The organism is Roseovarius sp., assembly GCF_018066915.1.
GTDB lineage: Bacteria > Pseudomonadota > Alphaproteobacteria > Rhodobacterales > Rhodobacteraceae > Roseovarius.
This window is the reverse complement of record NZ_JAGPVV010000331.1, coordinates 1-18,623: the sequence shown is the minus strand read 5'-3', so window position 1 is coordinate 18,623 and position 18,623 is coordinate 1. Positions and strand designations below refer to the sequence as shown.

Sequence of the window (18,623 nt, the reverse complement as noted above, 5' to 3'; positions counted from 1 at the left end):
TGCCGATTTCGGGTTGGGTAAAGATCGCCGTGGCGATGAGATCGTGATCGACCGGCGTCGGGTTGCCGTTGAACACCGTCTCGACAAAGGCCATGCCTTCGCGGATGGCCACCGGCGTGAGGTTGACACGGTCGGTCACATCGCCAATCGCATAGACCGACGGCACGCCGGTCTGGCTGTAGCGGTCCACGACAATCTCGCCCTTGCGGCCCACGGCAATGCCTGCGTCCTCTAGCCCCAGATCCTCGGTGTTGGGTGCGCGTCCGGTGGCGAACATCACCTCTTCAAACACCGCCTCGCTGCCGTTGGTGCCGGTCACGCGGTAGCCGCCGTCGACCTTTTCCATCGTTTCGATATTGGTGCCCAAATGCAGGGTGATCCCCGAGGCGATCATCTCGTCCGAAACCAGCCCGCGCGCCTCGTCGTCAAAGCCGCGCAGGATCTGCGCGCCGCGATAGAATTGCGTGACCCTGACCCCCAAACCATTGAGGATACAGGCGAATTCACAGGCGATATAGCCACCGCCGATGATCAGCATCGACTTGGGCAAACGCTCCAGGTGAAAGATATCATTGCTGGTGATCGCATGCTCCGCCCCCGGCAGATCGGGTTTGAAAGGCCGCCCGCCGGTGGCGATGAGGATATGCTTGGCGCTCCGCCGTGTGCCATCGGCCAATTCCACGGTGTGCGGATCAACCAGCCGCGCCCGGCTGTCATAGGTCTCGACCCCGTTATTCTTGAGTATCCCGCGATAGACCCCTTCGAGCCGATCGAGCTCGGCATGCAGCTTGTCCCGGAACGTGACCCAATCGAACCCGCCTGCATGCACCGTCCAGCCATAGGCCTGCGCATCGGCCATCGCCCCGCGATATTCCGAGGCAAAGACCATCAGTTTTTTCGGCACACAGCCGCGAATGACGCAGGTGCCGCCATAGCGGTCCTCTTCCGCGAGGGCCACGCGTGCGCCGCCCTGTGCCGCGACCCGTGCCGCGCGCACCCCGCCAGAGCCGCCGCCGATCACGAAAAGATCGTAGTCGAATGACATCAATGTCCCCTCAATCCGTCAGGTCGCGAAAGAGATTGTCGGTCTCGACAAAATCGAGCCGGTCTTCTTCGACCGTGCCCTCGTTGATGTCGCGGGTTTCCACCCGGCCATCGCCATAGCCCAGAATGACCACATCGCAGATATCAAGGAAAAGCCCGTTCTCCACCACCCCCGGCATCTGGTTGAGCGCCATTGAGAGTTGATGCGCGGCACCGATCCGGCCGAGATGCAGGTCGAGAATATAATTGCCTTCGTCGGTGATAAAGGGGCGCGCGCCGTTCATCCGCAGCGTGGCATCGCGGCCCAGCACATCCATGTTGATCAAGAGTTCCTCGACCAGCGATTTCGTGGTCTGCCAGCCAAAGGGGATCACCTCGACCGGCAGCGGGAAGGCACCCAGCGTCTCGACCTCCTTGCCGACATCGGCGATCACGATCATCTGGTCAGAGGCTGTCGCCACGATCTTTTCCTGCAAAAGCGCGCCGCCGCCGCCCTTGATCAGGTTGAGATTGCTGTCGAACTCATCCGCGCCGTCGATGGTCAGGTCGAGCCACTTGGCCTCGTCAAGGCTGATGACCTCAATGCCGACTTCTCGGGCCAATTCCGCTGTGCGCGTCGATGTCGGCACGCCGCGAATCCGCAAGCCGCCTTCGCGCACCATTTCGCCCAGACAGCGCACCATCCAGGCGGCCGTCGATCCGGTGCCAAGGCCCACGCGCATTCCGTCCTCGACGAAATCTACCGACCGCTTGGCGGCAACGAACTTGGCCTTGTCGATCGGCGACAATTCTCCGGTCATGGCAGCGACTCCCCGACTGTTTCGCAGGGGTTATAAGAGACTTGCCGCGCAGGTGCGAGACCGAATTCGCCAGAGCCCGCAGCCGGACAGGCGTTAACCATTCCTAAACCCCTGCCGCGCTACGCATTAACCTTGTTTGAAGAATAGGGGACCGCATGGTCGCGCGCGCCTATACCGTGGCCTTTGAGGGGGTCGAGGCCAAGCCCGTCGAGGTGCAATGCGCCATCACACCGGGCGTGCCCGCCTTTTCCCTCGTGGGCCTGCCCGACAAGGCGGTGTCCGAGGCGCGCGACCGGGTGCGCGCGGCGCTCTCGGCCATGGCCATCGCCCTGCCGTCGCGGCGCATCACCATCAACCTCTCGCCCGCCGACATGCCGAAAGAGGGCAGCCATTTTGACCTGCCCATCGCGCTCGCCCTCTTGGCGGCGCTCGAAATCATCCCGCATGACGCCGCCGAGGGCACGACGGCGCTCGGGGAATTGTCGCTCGACGGCACGCTGGTGCCGGTCATCGGCGCGCTGCCCGCCGCCATGGCCGCCGCCGAGGAAAACCGCATCCTGCTCTGCCCCAAGGCCTGCGGTCCCGAGGCGGCCTGGGTGGGCGCGGTGCAGGTGATCGCCGCTGCGTCGCTGGCGGATGTGGTGCGCCACTACACTGGACAGGCCCCCATCCCCGCCTCTGACCCCGGCGAGGTGATCGCACCGCCACAGGGCCGCGACCTGCGCGACGTCAAGGGACAGGAACGCGCCAAACGCGCGCTTGAAATTGCCGCTGCAGGCCGCCACCACCTGATCATGATCGGCACGCCCGGTTCCGGCAAATCCATGCTGGCCGCGCGCCTGCCCGGCATTATGCCGCCGCTCTCGGCCCCCGAGGCATTGGAGACCTCGATGATCCATTCGCTTGCCGGGCTCTTGTCCGAGGGGGGCATCAACCGCGCCCGCCCCTTTCGCGAGCCGCATCACACCGCCTCGATGGCCGCCATCGTCGGCGGCGGGCGCAGCGCCAAGCCGGGGGAAATCAGCCTTGCGCATAATGGCGTGCTCTTCATGGATGAGTTTCCCGAATTTCCCCGCACCGTGCTCGAAACCCTGCGCCAACCCATCGAGAGCGGCGAGGTGATGGTCGCCCGCGCCAATGCGCATGTGAAATATCCCTGCCGTTTCATGCTGATCGCCGCCGCCAACCCCTGCAAATGCGGCTATCTCTCGGACCCGAACCGCGCCTGTTCCCGCGCGCCCAATTGCGGCGAGGATTATATCGGGCGCATTTCCGGCCCGCTGATGGACCGCTTTGATTTGCGGATCGAGGTGCCGCCCGTGGCCTTTACCGATCTCGATCTGCCGGCCTCTGGCGATGCCTCGGCCACGGTTGCGGAGCGCGTGGCGGGGGCGCGGGCGGTGCAGGCGGCGCGCTTTGCGGGCCACGCCCATATGCGTCTCAACGCTGATGCCGAAGGGGCGGTGCTCGATGATATCGCCACGCCCGATGCCGAGGGGCGCGCCCTTGTCACGCGCGTCGCCAGCCGCTTTGGTCTCACGGCGCGCGGCTATCACCGGGTCTTGCGCGTGGCGCGCACCATCGCCGATCTAGACTGTTCCGAGGGGGTCCGCCTGCCGCATGTGGCCGAGGCGGTCAGCTTTCGCATCGCCGGGGTCAAAGAGACCTGATCCACCCCGCCAGATCGCGCAGGGTTTCGCCCGCCTCGGGCAGGACATTGTGAAAAATGGGCCAGACATGCGGATGATCGGGCTTGACGGTCGTCGTGCTCTGCACCCCCTGCGCCACCAGCGCGGCCTGCATCCGGAGCGTATCGTCGCGCAGGATTTCGGTATCGCCCACGGTCATCCACACAGGCGGCGCGCCGGTGAACTGGCCAAAGAGTGGCGAGGCGCGCGGATCGCGCGGGTCATGGGTGCCCAGAAACATCTCCAGCATTTCGCCGATCCGGGTGGCTGACAGCACGCAATCGCGCGCGGCATTCTCGGTGACGGACGCGCCGGAATAGGTCACATCGGTGAGGGGCGAAAAGGCAAAGACGCCCAAAGGCGGGGCGAGGCCCTGCGCCAAAATCTCGTGCAAGAGCGCCAGCGCCAGCCCGCCGCCCGCACTATCGCCGCCAAGGATCACCTCATGCGTCGCCCGGAGCGCGCGGTATGAGGCCAGCGCATCGGTGATCTGCGCCGGAAAGGGATGCTCGGGTGCCAGCCGGTAATCGGGCAGGCAGGCGGGCAGGCCAGTCAGCGCCGACAGCTTGGCCAGCATCGCCCGATGCGTGGTCGAGGTGCCAAAGACATAGGCCCCGCCATGGAAATAGAGGATCACGGGCGCAGGCCGCGCACCACGGGCTCGCGCCCATTGCACCGGCACCCCGCCAAGGCTGGCGCGTTCAAACGACGTGCCAAGGGGGGCATGGAAATAGAGCCGGGATTTGATCGCAAAGGACCGCCGGAGGCGGTCCTTGTCATGGCGCGCCAGCGCCGGCTTCTCGAACCAGCGCAGGTGGCGGTTCAAGAGGCGAAGCTGCCAGCTCACCGCCGCCGCGCCTCGATCGCATCCCAGATCAGCCCCGCACCATTGGTGCCGTCAAACCGCTCCAGCTCTTGCAGGCCGGTGGGCGAGGTCACGTTGATCTCCGTGAGGTAATCGCCGATCACGTCGATGCCCACGAAAATCTGCCCCTTCTCGCGCAGGAGTGGCCCGATGGTGGCGCAAATCTCGCGGTCGCGCGCGGTCAGCTCGACCTTCTCGGCCCGCCCGCCCACATGCATGTTGGAGCGCGTTTCGCCCGTGGCGGGCACGCGGTTGATCGCCCCGATTGGGTCGCCATCCACCAGAATCACCCGTTTGTCGCCCTTGCTCACGGCGGGCAGGTATTTCTGGACAATCAGCGGCTCGCGGCTGAACCCGGTGAACATCTCGTGCAGGCTGGCCAGATTGCGGTCGCTCTCGGGCAGGTGGAACACGCCCGCGCCGCCATTGCCATAAAGCGGCTTGAGGATCACATCGCCATGCCGCGCCCGAAAGGCGCGGATCGTGGCCAGATCGCGGGCAATCGCCGTGGGCGGCATGAGCTGTGGGAAATCGAGGATGAGCAGCTTTTCCGGATAGTTGCGCACCCAGAAGGGATCATTCGCCACCAGCGTGCCGGGACTCAACCGTTGCAGGATATGGGTCGTGGTGATGTAGAACATGTCAAACGGCGGGTCCTGCCGCAGCCAGACCACATCGAAGGTGCTCAGATCGACCGTCTGCTCCGCACCCAGCCGGAAATGATCGCCCTGCACCCGCTGCACCGTCAGGGGCCAGCCGCGTGCCGTCACCCGACCCTCGTCAAAGGCCAGCCGGTCGGGCGTGTAGTAAAACAGCTCATACCCCCGCGCCTGCGCCTCTTCCGCGAGGCGAAAGGTGCTGTCCCCGTTGATATTGATCGGCCCGATCGGGTCCATCTGAAAAGCGATTTTCATATCCTGCCCCTTTTCACCGTCTCCTGCCTACATGCGGCAAGAGCGCGGGGCGCGCAATTCAGAAATGACCAAAGGCATTCTCGAGAATGCGCACGTCCCCCCGCCCATCCACGATCCCCAGATCGAACCGGACAGGGGCCAATTGCCCCTCGGGCAAGAGGCCAAGATATTCCGAAGCCGCCGCATGAATCCGCCGCATCTGGCCCTGATGCAGCCGCTCGATGGCCAAGTCAAAGCTGGCCGCCTGTTTGACCTCGCAAAAGACATAAGTATCAGGCGCGCGCAGGATCATGTCGATCTCGCCGCTTTGACCGCGCCAGCGCTGATGCAAGAGCGTAGCCCCGCGCCGTTCATAGGCGCGCAACACGCCCGCCTCCGCCGCCTGACCCGAGAGATAGGCCCGCCGCCCCCGGTCCTGACGGCGCAAGAGATCGGGCGGCACCACAATCGCCGTCCCGCCAGCGGCCTCGAAATCAAACGCCAGTTGCCGCATCTCTTACTCCGCCTCTGTTTGCCCGCCCTTTGCCAGAAAGAGCGCCCGTTGATAGACCTCGCGCCGCGGCGTGCCCGTGTTCGCCGCCACAAGATCCGCCGCATCGCGCACAGAGTGCCCCTTCAGCGCCTCCAGCACCATATGGTCTAAATCATCTTCCTTAATTTTCACCGAACCGCCGCGATCAATAATCACGACAATTTCGCCTTTCGGTGGCGCATCGGCCCAGATCTGGGCCAATTCCTCCAGCGTGCCGCGCCGGACCTCTTCGAATTTCTTGGTCAATTCACGGCAAACCGCCGCCGCGCGCGCAGCCCCCAGCACTTCGGCCGCGTCGCGCAGCATCGCCGCCACCCGCTTGGGTGATTCGTAGAACACCAGCGTCGCGGGCACGCCCGCCAGTTCCCGGAGCACCGCCTTGCGCTTGGAGGCGGTGTTGGGCAGGAAGCCCGCAAAGAGAAAGCGATCCGTGGGCAACCCTGCCAGCGTCAGCGCCGTGATCACCGCCGAGGGGCCTGGAGCCGAAACAAGGTCATACCCCGCCGCCACCGCCGCGCGGCCCAGATCAAATCCGGGGTCCGCCACCATCGGCGTGCCGGCCTCCGAGGCATAGACCACCGATTGCCCGGCCTCGAGCGCCGCCAGAATCCGGGGCCGCATCTGCGCGCCATTGTGATCATGATAGGGCCAGAGCGGGCGCTCGCCCAAGGACACGCCGTGGATTTCCATCAGCCGCCGCAGGCTCCGCGTGTCTTCGGCCGCCAACACATCCGCCGAGGCCAGGATATCGAGCGCGCGCAGCGTGATGTCGCGCGCGGCCCCGATGGGGGTGGCAATCAGATAGAGCCCACCGGCCAGTTTCTGCTGTTTGGGATTCACCACTGGACCCGCTCCGTATGACCGTTATGATTGTCCGCAATCGCGTCTGGCCAAGGGCAAAGCGCAACAAGGGAGTGAGAGATACGCATGTTCGCCGTTTTACACATCATCCGCAAGTCGTTCGCCCGGCCTTTCGTCATCCTTGCCGCCCTCCTTCTCGCGGCTTGTCAGCCGGTGTCGGTGGCCACACCGGGCGGGAGCGGGACAGCCCCGTCGGGGCCAGTTCCAGTGGCGCTTCTGGTTCCGCATGGCAGCGGTGACGCCCAAGAGGCGCAGTTGGCGCGTGATCTCGAAAACGCCGCGCGGCTTGCCGTGTCGGACCTTGCCGGAGTGCAGATCGACCTGCGAGTCTATGGCACCGCAGGGCAAGCGCAGCAGGCGCAGCAGGCCGCACTCAACGCCGCCGCAGACGGTGCGCGCATCATCATCGGGCCGCTCCACGCCGAATCGGCCAATGCCGTGGCGGTCGCCATGGCCCCGCGCAACATCAACGTGCTGGCCTTTTCCAACAACCCGACCATCGCGGGCGGCAATCTCTTTATCCTCGGGCAGACCTTCCAGACCACTGCCAACCGGCTTGCGGATTTCGCCACCCGTCAGAAGAAATCGCGCATCATGGCGGTCTATTCCGACAATCTCGCGGGGCAATTGGGGCGCGCGGCGATCGAGCAGGCGGTGCGCGACAATGGCGCGACACTGGCGGGCAGCGTCGGCTATGAATTCTCGCAAGAGGGCGTGATCGACGCCATTCCCAAGATCAAGACCGCCGCCGAGACCAATGCCGCCGATGCGATTTTCCTGACCGCCAATTCCGCCGGGGCGCTGCCGCTCTTTACCCAGATGCTGCCCGAAAACGGGCTTGGCCCCGACCGGGTGCAATATATCGGGCTCTCGCGTTGGGATACGCCGCCGCAAACGCTCGATCTGCCGGGGGTTCAGGGTGGCTGGTTCGCCCTGCCGGACCCGGCCCGCGCCAATCAGTTCACCCAGCGTTTCAGCGCCGCCTATGGCAACGCGCCGCATCCCATCGCAAGCCTTGCCTATGACGGCATCGCCGCCGTGGGCGCGCTGGTGAAATCCGGCAACCGCGAGGCGCTGGGGCGCGCGGCACTCACCCAATCCGCCGGGTTTCAGGGCGTGAGCGGCGTCTTTCGCTTTCGTCCCGATGGCAGCAATGAGCGGGGTCTGGCCGTGGCCACGATCCGCGACAAGCGTGTGACCATTCTCTCGCCCGCGCCCCAGAGCTTTGGCGGGGCCGGATTTTGAGCCGCGCCCGCAGCACAGCGCATGACAGGGGTGCAAAGCCCCTGCCATGATGACCCGCCTTGCCGCGCGGGACGATCTGATCTGTCCCGCCGAGACGATTTTTGACATCCCTGCCGTCGCGGCAGACATCGCGCAGGCCGTGGCAGAGGCTGGGCCGGACATGGGCGCGCTCCGCCGTGCGGTTGTGACCTGCCTGAATGCCCGCATCGCCCAAGGCCGCGCCGCGATTGCCGAGGGGCTGGCGGCGCAACCCTTTGCCGCGCGCGCCACCACTCGGTCCTATTGCTGGCTGACCGATTGCGTGATCCTGACCACGCTCGACGTGGCCACCCGCGTGATGCACCCGCTGCCCAACCCGACCGAGGCCGAGCGCATCGCGGTCTTTGCCGTGGGCGGCTATGGCCGGGGCGAGATGGCGCCGCATTCCGATGTCGATCTGCTGTTCCTCACGCCCTACAAGATCACCCCCTGGGCTGAGAGCGTGATTGAATCGATGCTCTACATGCTCTGGGATTTGCGGCTCAAGGTCGGGCATGCCAGCCGCACCATCCGCGACTGCCTGCGTTTGGGCGGAGAGGATTACACGATCCGCACCGCGCTCTTGGAAAACCGCTTTCTCGCGGGCGAAGAGGACCTGGCCGAGAAACTCAATCATCGCCTCTGGAATGACCTCTTCAAGGGCACCGAGCGCGCCTTTACCGAGGCCAAGCTGGCGGAACGCGACGCCCGCCACGAAAAGCAGGGCGAGCGCTATATGGTCGAGCCCAATGTCAAAGAGGGCAAGGGCGGCCTGCGCGACCTGCAATCGCTGTTCTGGATCGCCAAATATCTGCACCGCGTCCGCGATGTGAGCGAACTCGTGGCCTTGGGCATGTTCACGCCCGAGGAATTCGCCACCTTTGCCAAGGCCGAGAATTTCCTCTGGGCGGTGCGCTGTCATCTGCACCTGATCATCGGGCGACCCAATGACCAGTTGACCTTTGACATGCAGGTCGAGGTGGCGCAGCGCATGGGCTACAAGGATACCGCCGCCCGGCGCGGGGTCGAGATTTTCATGCAGGATTATTTCCGCCACGCCACGTCTGTGGGCGATCTCACGCGGATATTCCTGACCAAGCTCGAGGCGACGCAGATCAAGTCCGAACCGCTCTTGCAGCGCCTCTTGCGCCGCCGCAAGACGCTGAAAGAGGGCTATGTCGAGGTGCATGGCCGCCTTGGTATCGCCGATCCCAAGGGGTTTCTCACCGATTCGCTCAACCTCTTGCGCCTGTTTGAAGAGGCGTTGCGCACCGGGCTCTTGATCCATCCCGATGCGATGCTGCTTGTGTCGGCCAATATCCGGCTGATCGACGAGCGCATGCGCAATGATCCGGCGGCGCAGAAACTCTTTCTCGACCTCCTGCTGAAACACGGCAATCCCGAACGCGCGCTGCGGCGGATGAACGAGTTGGGCGTGCTCTCGGCCTTTATTCCCGAATTTGAACCCATCGTGGCGATGATGCAGTTCAACATGTATCACCACTACACGGTGGACGAGCATATCATCCAATGTATCAGCCACTTGGCCCAGATCGAACGGCGCGAATTGATCGAGGAATTGCCGGTCTCTTCCTCCATTCTCAAAGAGGGGATCAACCGCCGCGTGCTCTATGTGGCGCTCTTGCTGCATGACATCGGCAAGGGGCGCGAAGAGGATCACGCCATCTTGGGCGCCCGCATCGCCCGCCGTGTCGGGCCGCGTCTGGGGTTGAAACCGCGCGAGGTGGACACCGTGGAATGGCTGGTGCGCTATCATCTACTCATGTCCGACATGGCGCAGAAACGCGATATTGCCGATCCGCGCACCGTGCGCGATTTCGCCAAGGCGGTGCAGACCCGCGAGCGTCTGGACCTCCTCTTGCTGCTCACCGTCTGTGACATTCGTGGCGTGGGCCCCGGCACCTGGAACAACTGGAAGGCCTCGCTCTTGCGCGCGCTCTACCGCCAGACCCGCCGCGCCATGGAAGGCGGGCTCGAGGATCTCAACCGCGAACAGCGCGGCTCGGATGCCAAGCGCAACCTGCGCGAGGCGCTGCCGGGCTGGGACCCCAAGGATCTCAAGCACGAGACCTCGCGCCATTATCCGCCCTATTGGCAGGGGCTGCATGTCACCGCGCATGTGGTCTTTGCCCGCCTTCTGCACAATCTGCACGAGGATGAGATTGCCATTGATCTGGCGATTGACGAGGACCGCGACGCGACCCGTGCCTGTTTCGCACTGGCCGATCATCCGGGCATCTTTTCGCGGCTTGCTGGCGCACTTGCTCTGGTCGGTGCCAATGTGGTGGATGCGCGCACCTATACCTCCAAGGACGGCTTTGCCACGGCCGTTTTCTGGATACAGGACGCCGATGGGCATCCGTTCGAGGCCGACCGCCTGCCGCGCCTGCGCAGCATGATCCAAAAGACGCTCAAGGGCGAAGTGGTCCCGCGCGAGGCGATCAAATCCCGCGACAAGCTCAAGAAACGCGAACGTGCCTTTCGCGTGCCCACACATATCACCTTTGATAACGATGGCTCGGAAATCTACACGATCATCGAGGTGGATACCCGCGACCGCCCCGGCCTGCTCTATGATCTCACGCGGACCTTGGCGGCCAACAACGTCTATATCGCCTCGGCCGTGATCGCGACCTTTGGCGAACAGGTGGTCGATACGTTTTACGTCAAGGACATGTTCGGGCTGAAATTCCACTCCGAAAGCAAACGCGCCGCCCTTGAACGCAAACTGCGCGCGGCCATCGCGGAAGGCGTCGAACGCGCTTCGGCGTGAGGGGCTTTGGCCTTTTCGCGCAACCGCAGACCGTAAAACCCGGCTGCACAACTTAGCGTCGCGCAGCGTTGTGCGGGCGCTTTTACAAGTTGTTTTCCCTCTCGAATACGCCCTGAGTCTGTGCACGAAACCGGGACAGTCGGTCTCAGTTCGCGAGATTTTTTTTAAAATCCTTGATCTGAATCAAGTTTACACGCAAACGTGATTCACCGTTAATTTACGTGAACGGTGGCGGATCTCTTTTGACCAACAGGAAGAATTTATGGAACCCATTCAACAATCCGTTGTCGCCCAGTGGAATGAACTTCAGCTCGAAGTGATCCGCGAGGGCGGGCCAGCCCCGACCCCAACCACCTACCAACTTCACCTTGCAAATGCGGCGATTTACGATGCCTATGCCGCATTGTCGCCGACGGCCTCGGGCCATTACTCCGAGATCGAGACCTCGCTCGAAAACAATGATGCGAACCTCGCCGAAGCGATCAGCTATGCAGCCTTTACGGTCATGAGCCAGCTTCATCCGGGCAGAGCCGCTGATTTCGAGGCCTTCCTTGTCGAACTGGGCTATGATCCGGCCAATGTCTCGACCGATCCGGACACGGCGGCCGGTCTTGGCAATCTGGCGGCGCAGAATGTCTTTGCTGCCCGCGCCAATGATGGCTCGAACGCCGAAAACGGATTTGCCGATACCACCGGCTTCGTGCCGGTGAACGCCGCTGATCCGACCTCGGATCGCGCGCCCGGTGGCGAGAATTTCGATCCCAACCAGTGGCAGCCGCTGCGCGAGCCGAATGGCACGCTGACGGATGCGAACGGTATTCCGATTTTCGACAATAACGATCCCAGCACCTTTGACGATCAGAATGCCTTGACCCCGCATTGGGGCGGCGTTGATGGCTTTGCCCTGACGTCGGGCGATCAGTTCCGTCCGCCCGCACCGCCGCAATTGGGCGACTTTTCCGAGTATGTGGACGGGCTTGGCAATGTGACGACTGGCGATCAGGCCTATCGCGACCAGATCGCCGAAGTGGTTGAAATCTCTGCCAACCTGACCGACGAGCAAAAGCTGATTGCCGAATATTGGGCCAACGGTCCGCGCGGCGAGACGCCTCCGGGGCACTGGTTCCAGATCGCACAGGATCTTGCGCTGCGTGATGGCCATGGCAACGCTCAGGACGCAGAGATGTTCTTTGCCCTCAGCACCGCCATTTTCGACGCCGGGATCGCGACCTGGGAGGCGAAATACACCTATACTTACATTCGCCCCTATTCGGCCATTCGTGATCTCTTCTTCGATCAGGAAATTCAGGCGTGGGGCGGTCCGAACCAGGGCACCCAGACCATCCTTGGCCAAGAATGGCTGCCCTATCAGGATGTGACGGCGCCCACACCGCCCTTCCCGGAATTCGTCTCGGGTCACTCGACCTTTTCTGCGGCGGCTTCGCGGACCCTGGCCGCCTATCTGGGCAGCGATGTCTATTATGATGGCACCAGCGTCAGCAACTATGACCTCGACGGCGTCGAAGGTCTGGACCTGATCGGCGAATTCATCACCTCTGATCTGACCTTCGAGGACCGTGCCGACGGCGGTGATCCGATTGTCCTGCGTTGGAACACCCTGAGCGAGGCGGCACTGGAAGCGGGACAGTCGCGCATCTTTGGCGGCATCCATATTCAGGACGGCAACTTGTTCGGTCTGGAAGTGGGCGAGCAAGTTGCGGCCAATGCCCAAGTGCGCTGGAGCGCGCTCTTTACAAACGGCGGGTCGGATCGCACCACCCTCTCCGATGATGGCGACCTTGCCCTTGCGGGGGCTGGCAATGACAGCGTCGTCGGTGGGGCCGGGGACGACACGATCGAAGGCGGCGCAGGCGATGACGTGCTGGCGGCCAGCGATGGCAATGACATCGTGCTGGGTGAAGAGGGCAATGACCGGATCGGTGGTGGTCTGGGCAATGACACCATTGACGGCGGGGCTGGTGATGACGTGATCGGCGCAGGCCAGGGCGATGACATCGCCGCAGGCGGTGACGGCAATGACGTGGTCAGCGGGGGTGCTGGCAATGACACGCTGAGCGGTGGCGCGGACAACGACTCGATCTCGGGAAGCTTTGGCAACGACAGCATTGATGCAGGCGACGGGGACGACATCGTCGGCGGCGGCACCGGGCAGGATACGATCCTGGGCGGCGCGGGCAATGATCAGGTCGGCGGCGGCGAAGGCGATGACGATCTCTTCGGAGGCGACGGCGACGATTTCCTCGCCGGTGGCGGGCGTGACGACATCATCGACGGCGGCGCAGGCAATGATACGCTCAATGCCGGGGCTGGCAGCGATGAAATGGCCGGCGGCGAAGGGGCGGACCTTTTCGTGTTCAACGAATTTGTCGCGGGCGATTTCGATCTCATCACCGATTTCGAGGTGGGCATCGACAGCTTCTTCATCCGCGTCAACGACCTCGACAACGGTGGCAACGGGCTTCAGGGCTTCTTTGACGCCTTGGGGATCGTCGACACGGTGGCCGGGGCGCAGTTCAACGTCAATGGCAACGACGTGTTGCTTGAGGCCGTGCTGGCCGCGGATCTCACGCTCGACAGCTTTACGTTCCTGTGATCGCGTGCGGGGGGCGGTTGCCGCCCCCCGTCACCGCCTGACAGACGCGGACCACAAAAACAAAGGCCCCGAGAGGGGCCTTTTTCATGCGGCGTTCGTCTGAGGGGTGTCACTGGTCGGGCTGAGAGGATTCGAACCTCCGACCCCCTGCTCCCGAAGCAGGTGCGCTACCAGGCTGCGCTACAGCCCGACCGTGAGACAGGCGATTATACCGCGTGGCGGGGCATTGCAAGGGGTTTCGCGGTGTTTTGCCCGCACCCTGCGACCGGTCCGAAGGTCGGATTGACAGGGCAGGGGGCGCAGGCGTCTAAAGGGGCCGTTCAACACCGCCAAGACCGCAAGAGGCCCCCAGATCGCCCCTCATCGCACCCATATCGACAAGGTTCTCGAGGAATCGCAGTCACCCTCTGCACCCGCCCGCTCGCGCATTGTCGCCTCTTGGCGGCGCTCGATGCTCAAGCACGGGCTGGACCCGGCCGAACGCCGCGCGCCGGGGCGGATCGAGGCCAGTGATCTTGCGTCCCGACAAGGGGCGCAGGCGCAATTCCTGCAAGTGGCCGCGCCCAAACTCGATCAGCTTTTCGGCCTAGTCGGACATTCCGGCTGTGCCGTGCTCCTGACCGATGCCGAGGGGGTTGTTCTGGATCAACGCTGCGCGCCGGGGGATGCCGCGATCTTTCAGGATTGGGGCCTCTGGCAAGGGGCCGATTGGTCCGAGGCGTCCGAGGGCACCAATGGCATTGGCACCTGCATCGCCGAGGATCGCCGCCTGATCATCCACCGCGACGAGCATTTTCTCGCCCGCAACACCGCGATGAGCTGCATGGATGCGCCCATCTACGGCGCCGACGGGCGTATCATCGGCGCGCTTGATGTCTCCTCGGCCCGCTCCGACCAGACCGAGGCGTTCAACCGCCTGATTGCTGCGATGGTGGCCCAGACCGCCCGCCAGATCGAGGCTGACAATTTCCGCGCCGCCCATCCGCGCGCCCGCATCCTCTATGCCGACCATGACGAAACCGAGGCGGCGATGCTCTTGGCGGTCGATGCCGATGATATTGTCGTGGGGGCCACCCGCGCTGCGCGCAAGGCGTTCAATCTGGGGGCCATCGGGCCGATCCGCCCCATTCCCGCCTCTGACATCTTTGGCCGCGAAGACGGCCCCAGCGGCTTTGAACGGGCCGAGCGGGCAGCGGTGATTCGCGCTCTTGCCCGCGCTTCTGGCAATGTCTCCGAGGCAGCGCGCGCGCTTGGTATCGGCCGCGCCACCCTCTATCGCCGAATGAAACGGCTGGGCTTGGGCGAAAACCTCCACTGATCTGTCTCAGTCCTGAGACAGGTGGGCCCCCTGCCGCCCCGACCCCCCGGTGACGCAAGCCGGGGCCGGGCGCATGATCTGGTCATTCCCGGCGGAGGACCGGGCGTAACCGGAGGAACCCCAATGAACGAGATGACCCAAGTCGCGGGCAGCTATGCCTCGCCCTTCAAAACGCGCTATGACAATTTCATCGGCGGCACATTCGTGCCCCCCGTCAATGGCCGCTATTTCGACAATATCACGCCGATCACCGGCGAAGTGGTCTGCGAAGTTGCCCGCTCTGACGCGATGGATGTGGAGCTTGCACTTGATGCCGCCCATGCCGCGCGCGAGGCGTGGGGGCGCACCTCTGCTGCTGACCGCTCCAACACCCTGCTCAAGATCGCCGATGTGCTCGAGGCCAATCTCGACCTCTTGGCGCAGGCCGAGACATGGGACAACGGCAAGCCGATCCGCGAGACGACATTCGCCGATATCCCGCTCGCCATCGACCATTTCCGCTATTTCGCAGGCGTCTTGCGCGGGCAAGAGGGCACCATGTCGGAGATCGACAATGACACGGTCGCCTATCATTTCAACGAACCCTTGGGCGTCGTGGGCCAGATCATCCCGTGGAATTTCTCGATCTTGATGGCGGCGTGGAAACTCGCCCCGGCCTTGGCTGCAGGCAATTGCATCGTGCTGAAACCCGCGGAACAGACCCCCGCCGCAATCATGGTTCTGGCCGAACTCATCGCCCATCTGCTGCCCGCCGGTGTGCTCAACATCGTCAACGGCATGGGGGCCGAAGTCGGCTCGCCGCTCGCCCGCTCGACCCGGATCGCCAAGATCGCCTTTACTGGCTCGACCGCGACGGGCCGCAAGATCATGCAGGCCGCGACCGAAAACCTCATTCCCGTCACGCTGGAACTGGGCGGCAAATCCCCCAACATCTTTTTCTCGGATGTGATGGCCGCCGATGACGCCTTTCTCGACAAGGCGGTCGAGGGCTTTGTTCTCTTTGCCTTCAATCAAGGCGAGGTCTGCACCTGCCCCAGCCGCGCGCTGATCCAAGAGGATATCTATGAGGAATTCATCGCGCGCTGCATTGCCCGCGTGAAAGCCATTCAGCAGGGCGACCCGCGCGAGATGACCACCATGGTCGGCGCACAGGCGAGCCAACAACAGTTCGACAAGATCATGTCCTACTTCACCATCGGTGTGGAAGAGGGGGCCGAGGTGCTGGTCGGCGGCGACGCCGCGCGCTTCAACGGCGAGATTGCGGGCGGCTTTTACATCCAGCCCACCATCCTCAAGGGGCACAACAAGATGCGCGTGTTCCAAGAGGAAATCTTTGGCCCCGTGGTCTCTGTCACCACCTTCAAGGACGCAGCCGAAGCGCTCGCCATCGCCAATGACACGATGTATGGCCTTGGTGCCGGAGTCTGGACCCGCGATGGCACACGGGCCTACCGCTTTGGCCGCGCCATCGAGGCGGGCCGCGTCTGGGTCAACAACTATCACGCCTACCCGGCCCACGCGGCCTTTGGCGGCTACAAACAGTCCGGCATCGGGCGCGAAAACCACAAGATGATGCTGGATCACTACCAGCAGACCAAGAACATGCTGGTCAGCTACAATCCCAACAAGCTCGGGTTTTTCTGAGGGTTCACGGGTAAAGAGTGCACGCCGCCGGGGCAGGCCCCCGGCGGCCTTTTTCCTGCCGGGCGGGCAGGGCCCTTGGCTATTCTCTGCGCGCTGTGCAATCTGGCGCAAAAGGGGCCGGGCATGATCGTGCAAATCCTGAACGCATTGGGCGGCGTGGGGCTCTTCCTCTTGGGGATGGAGCTGATGACGGCGGCGCTGCGCGAATTGGCCGGGGCTGACCTGCGCCGCCGCTTGGCGCGCGTCACCGCCTCGCCTCTGCGCGGGGTGCTCACCGGGGCCTTGGCCACGGCACTGATCCAGTCCTCGACCGCCGTGACACTCATCACCATCGGCACGGTGGGTGCCGGTCTGCTCAGCTTTGCGCAGGCCATCGGAGTGCTCTACGGGGCCAATATCGGCACGACCATAACCGGCTGGCTGGTGATGGTGCTGGGGCTCAAGCTCCAGCTCGGGGTGATCGCGCTGCCGGTGCTTTTCGCGGCGGCGCTGCTCTCGCTCCTTGGGCAGGGGCGTGCCGCGCGGGCAGGGCGGGCGCTCTCGGGGTTTGCGCTCTTGTTCATCGGTCTCGACATGATGCAATCTGCCATGACCGGGGCAGAGACCCTTTTGCACCCCGGTCTTTTGCCTGGTGACGGGTGGGGCGGGCGGCTGGTGCTGGTGGCACTTGGCATGGGGCTTGTGGCGCTCATTCAATCGTCGTCGGCGGGCATGGCGCTGGTGCTGGTGCTGCTCGGGTCCGGGTCAGTCAATTTTGCCCAAGCGGCGGCGCTGGTCATTGGCTTCAACATGGGCACGACCGTGACCGGCCTACTTGCGAGTTTGGGCGGGGCGCGGGCGATGCGGTTGACGGCGCTGGCGAACCTGCTCTTCAACATCGGCACGGCGGTGCTGGCCTTTCCTCTCCTTGATCTGGTGGCTCCGGTTCTGCATGGCACGGGCTTGGGCGCGGATGATCAGACCGCCCTTGTGCTCTTTCACACCGGCTTCAACGTTCTTGGCACATTGGTTTTCCTGCCCTTCACCGCCCGCTTTGCCGCGCTGGTGGAACGGCTGGTGCCGGAACGCCCGGTGCCTCTGGCCCAAGGGCTTGACCCACGTCTGCTGGCGGATGAAGGGGCGGCGCTCGATGCCGCGCAGGGCGTGGCGGATGGCCTGCGCGGCGTGCTCTTTGCCGCGCTGGCCAAGGCGCTGGGGCCGCAGGGCGATCTGCGCGCGCTTGCCTCGGTCTCGGTGCAGGGGGCCGAAGCGGTCAAGGCGCTCGAGGCCTATCTCTCGCGCTTGCGCATGGCCCCCGACCGCCGGGCCGAGCAGGCGCGCTATGTCCTCCTGCTGCATCAAATCGACCATTTCCAGCGCCTGCTCGAGCGCTGTGGCCAGCGGGATCGTATCGACATCCTGCGCGGTGAGCCGCTCTTGCGCCGCGATGTGGCGGCGTTGTCCTCTGCGCTTGCCCGTGGGGTTGAGGCGCGCCGCCTGACGCGTCTGCGGGCGCTGATCAAGACCCGCGCGGCACGGTTTCGCCGGGGCACGCTCTTGCGCGAACATGTGGGGCTGATATCCGTGTCCGAGGTCTTTGATCGCACCGATGCCCTGCGTTGGCTGGGGCGCGTTGCAGAACATGCCGAGCGCCTGACCCTGCATGCCGAAGAGGCCAAGTCCGTCGCATGACAAAGGCCCGTGCGGTCACACGGGCCTTTGCCTGAAAACTCTCTGATATCAGAGGCTCGCGTCGAGCGCCGCCACGATGGCATCGCCCATCTGCGTGGTCGAGACCGGCGTCACACCGTCCTCGCCCAAGAGGTCGGCGGTGCGCAGACCATCGGCCAGCACCTGCTCCACAGCCTTTTCCAGCCGCGTCGCCTCTGCCCCCTGATCGAACGAATACCGCAGCGCCATGGCAAAGCTGAGGATACAGGCGATCGGGTTGGCCTTGCCCTGACCCGCGATATCGGGGGCAGAGCCATGCACCGGCTCATAGAGCGCCTTGGGCCGGCCATTGGCCATCGGCAGGCCGAGCGAGGCCGAAGGCAGCATGCCGAGCGAGCCGGTCAGCATCGCCGCCGCATCCGACAGCAAATCGCCAAAGAGGTTGTCGGTCACGATCACGTCGAACTGTTTGGGCCAGCGGCAAAGCTGCATTGCGCCTGCATCCGCATACATATGGCTCAGTTCCACATCGGGGTAATCGGCGTCATGCACCTTTTGCACGACCTCGCGCCAAAGCACGCCGGATTCCATCACATTGGCCTTTTCCATCGAACAGACCCGGTTGCCCCGCTTGCG

General features: G+C 64.0%; 14 protein-coding genes and 1 tRNA gene. 7 read left to right on the top strand and 8 right to left on the bottom strand.

From position 1 onward, the window contains the following. Positions 1-1,045 (bottom strand): FAD-dependent oxidoreductase (locus tag KBT70_RS18540; RefSeq protein ID WP_296637686.1); only part of this gene is annotated, 1,045 nt, incomplete at its 3' end. Between the two features lie 10 nt (positions 1,046-1,055). Continuing rightward, a complete protein-coding gene (rpiA, locus tag KBT70_RS18535; RefSeq protein ID WP_296637684.1) occupies positions 1,056-1,844 on the bottom strand; it encodes a ribose-5-phosphate isomerase RpiA in 789 nt (262 codons plus the stop codon). Between the two features lie 155 nt (positions 1,845-1,999). Here rpiA and KBT70_RS18530 point away from each other — a divergent pair, with 155 nt between their 5' ends. Beyond that, a complete protein-coding gene (locus tag KBT70_RS18530) occupies positions 2,000-3,514 on the top strand; it encodes a YifB family Mg chelatase-like AAA ATPase (protein WP_296637681.1) in 1,515 nt (504 codons plus the stop codon). Here KBT70_RS18530 and KBT70_RS18525 read toward each other — a convergent pair. The 4 genes from KBT70_RS18525 to rsmI are packed head-to-tail and all read right to left on the bottom strand — an operon-like array spanning position 3,501 to position 6,686. Beyond that, positions 3,501-4,379 (bottom strand): alpha/beta hydrolase, encoded by an 879-nt coding sequence (locus tag KBT70_RS18525; RefSeq protein ID WP_296637677.1) that lies wholly within the window; start codon positions 4,377-4,379, stop codon positions 3,501-3,503. The two genes, KBT70_RS18530 and KBT70_RS18525, sit on opposite strands and share 14 nt — an antisense overlap. After that, the gene (gshB, locus tag KBT70_RS18520) at positions 4,376-5,311 is read right to left on the bottom strand and encodes a glutathione synthase (protein ID WP_296637674.1); all 936 of its coding nucleotides are present in this window, start codon (positions 5,309-5,311) and stop codon (positions 4,376-4,378) included. The genes KBT70_RS18525 and gshB overlap by 4 nt, the downstream gene beginning before the upstream one ends. A gap of 58 nt (positions 5,312-5,369) precedes the next feature. After that, on the bottom strand, positions 5,370-5,804 hold the full coding sequence (locus tag KBT70_RS18515) for a YraN family protein (RefSeq protein WP_296637672.1): 435 nt from the start codon (positions 5,802-5,804) through the stop codon (positions 5,370-5,372). A gap of 3 nt (positions 5,805-5,807) precedes the next feature. Continuing rightward, positions 5,808-6,686, bottom strand: coding sequence for a 16S rRNA (cytidine(1402)-2'-O)-methyltransferase (rsmI, locus tag KBT70_RS18510; RefSeq protein ID WP_296637669.1), 879 nt, complete (start codon positions 6,684-6,686; stop codon positions 5,808-5,810). An 84-nt stretch (positions 6,687-6,770) separates the two neighbouring features. On the opposite strand from rsmI, the gene KBT70_RS18505 reads away from it, so the two are divergent. The 3 genes from KBT70_RS18505 to KBT70_RS18495 all read left to right on the top strand — a co-directional run bounded on the left by KBT70_RS18505 (position 6,771) and on the right by KBT70_RS18495 (position 13,375). Beyond that, positions 6,771-7,949, top strand: coding sequence for a penicillin-binding protein activator (locus tag KBT70_RS18505; RefSeq protein WP_296637666.1), 1,179 nt, complete (start codon positions 6,771-6,773; stop codon positions 7,947-7,949). Positions 7,950-7,995: 46 nt separating this feature from the next. Beyond that, entirely contained in the window at positions 7,996-10,761 is a 2,766-nt protein-coding gene (locus KBT70_RS18500; protein ID WP_296637664.1) for a [protein-PII] uridylyltransferase, read from the top strand. Positions 10,762-11,023: 262 nt separating this feature from the next. Further along, the gene (locus tag KBT70_RS18495) at positions 11,024-13,375 is read left to right on the top strand and encodes a DUF6851 domain-containing protein (RefSeq protein ID WP_296637661.1); all 2,352 of its coding nucleotides are present in this window, start codon (positions 11,024-11,026) and stop codon (positions 13,373-13,375) included. 113 nt (positions 13,376-13,488) lie between these two features. Here KBT70_RS18495 and KBT70_RS18490 read toward each other — a convergent pair. Further along, a tRNA-Pro gene (locus tag KBT70_RS18490) sits at positions 13,489-13,565 on the bottom strand. 261 nt (positions 13,566-13,826) lie between these two features. Here KBT70_RS18490 and KBT70_RS18485 point away from each other — a divergent pair. The 3 genes from KBT70_RS18485 (at position 13,827) to KBT70_RS18475 (ending at position 18,008) form a co-directional block, all read left to right on the top strand. Continuing rightward, a complete protein-coding gene (locus KBT70_RS18485) occupies positions 13,827-14,693 on the top strand; it encodes a GAF domain-containing protein (RefSeq protein ID WP_296637659.1) in 867 nt (288 codons plus the stop codon). Between the two features lie 123 nt (positions 14,694-14,816). Continuing rightward, the gene (locus KBT70_RS18480) at positions 14,817-16,337 is read left to right on the top strand and encodes an aldehyde dehydrogenase family protein (RefSeq protein WP_296637657.1); all 1,521 of its coding nucleotides are present in this window, start codon (positions 14,817-14,819) and stop codon (positions 16,335-16,337) included. 123 nt (positions 16,338-16,460) lie between these two features. Next, complete coding sequence (locus KBT70_RS18475) at positions 16,461-18,008, top strand: Na/Pi symporter (protein WP_296637655.1); 1,548 nt, start codon at positions 16,461-16,463, stop codon at positions 18,006-18,008. Positions 18,009-18,056: 48 nt separating this feature from the next. Here KBT70_RS18475 and KBT70_RS18470 read toward each other — a convergent pair. Continuing rightward, the coding region (locus KBT70_RS18470) for an isocitrate/isopropylmalate family dehydrogenase (protein WP_296637652.1) at positions 18,057-18,623 on the bottom strand (567 nt) is incomplete at its 5' end.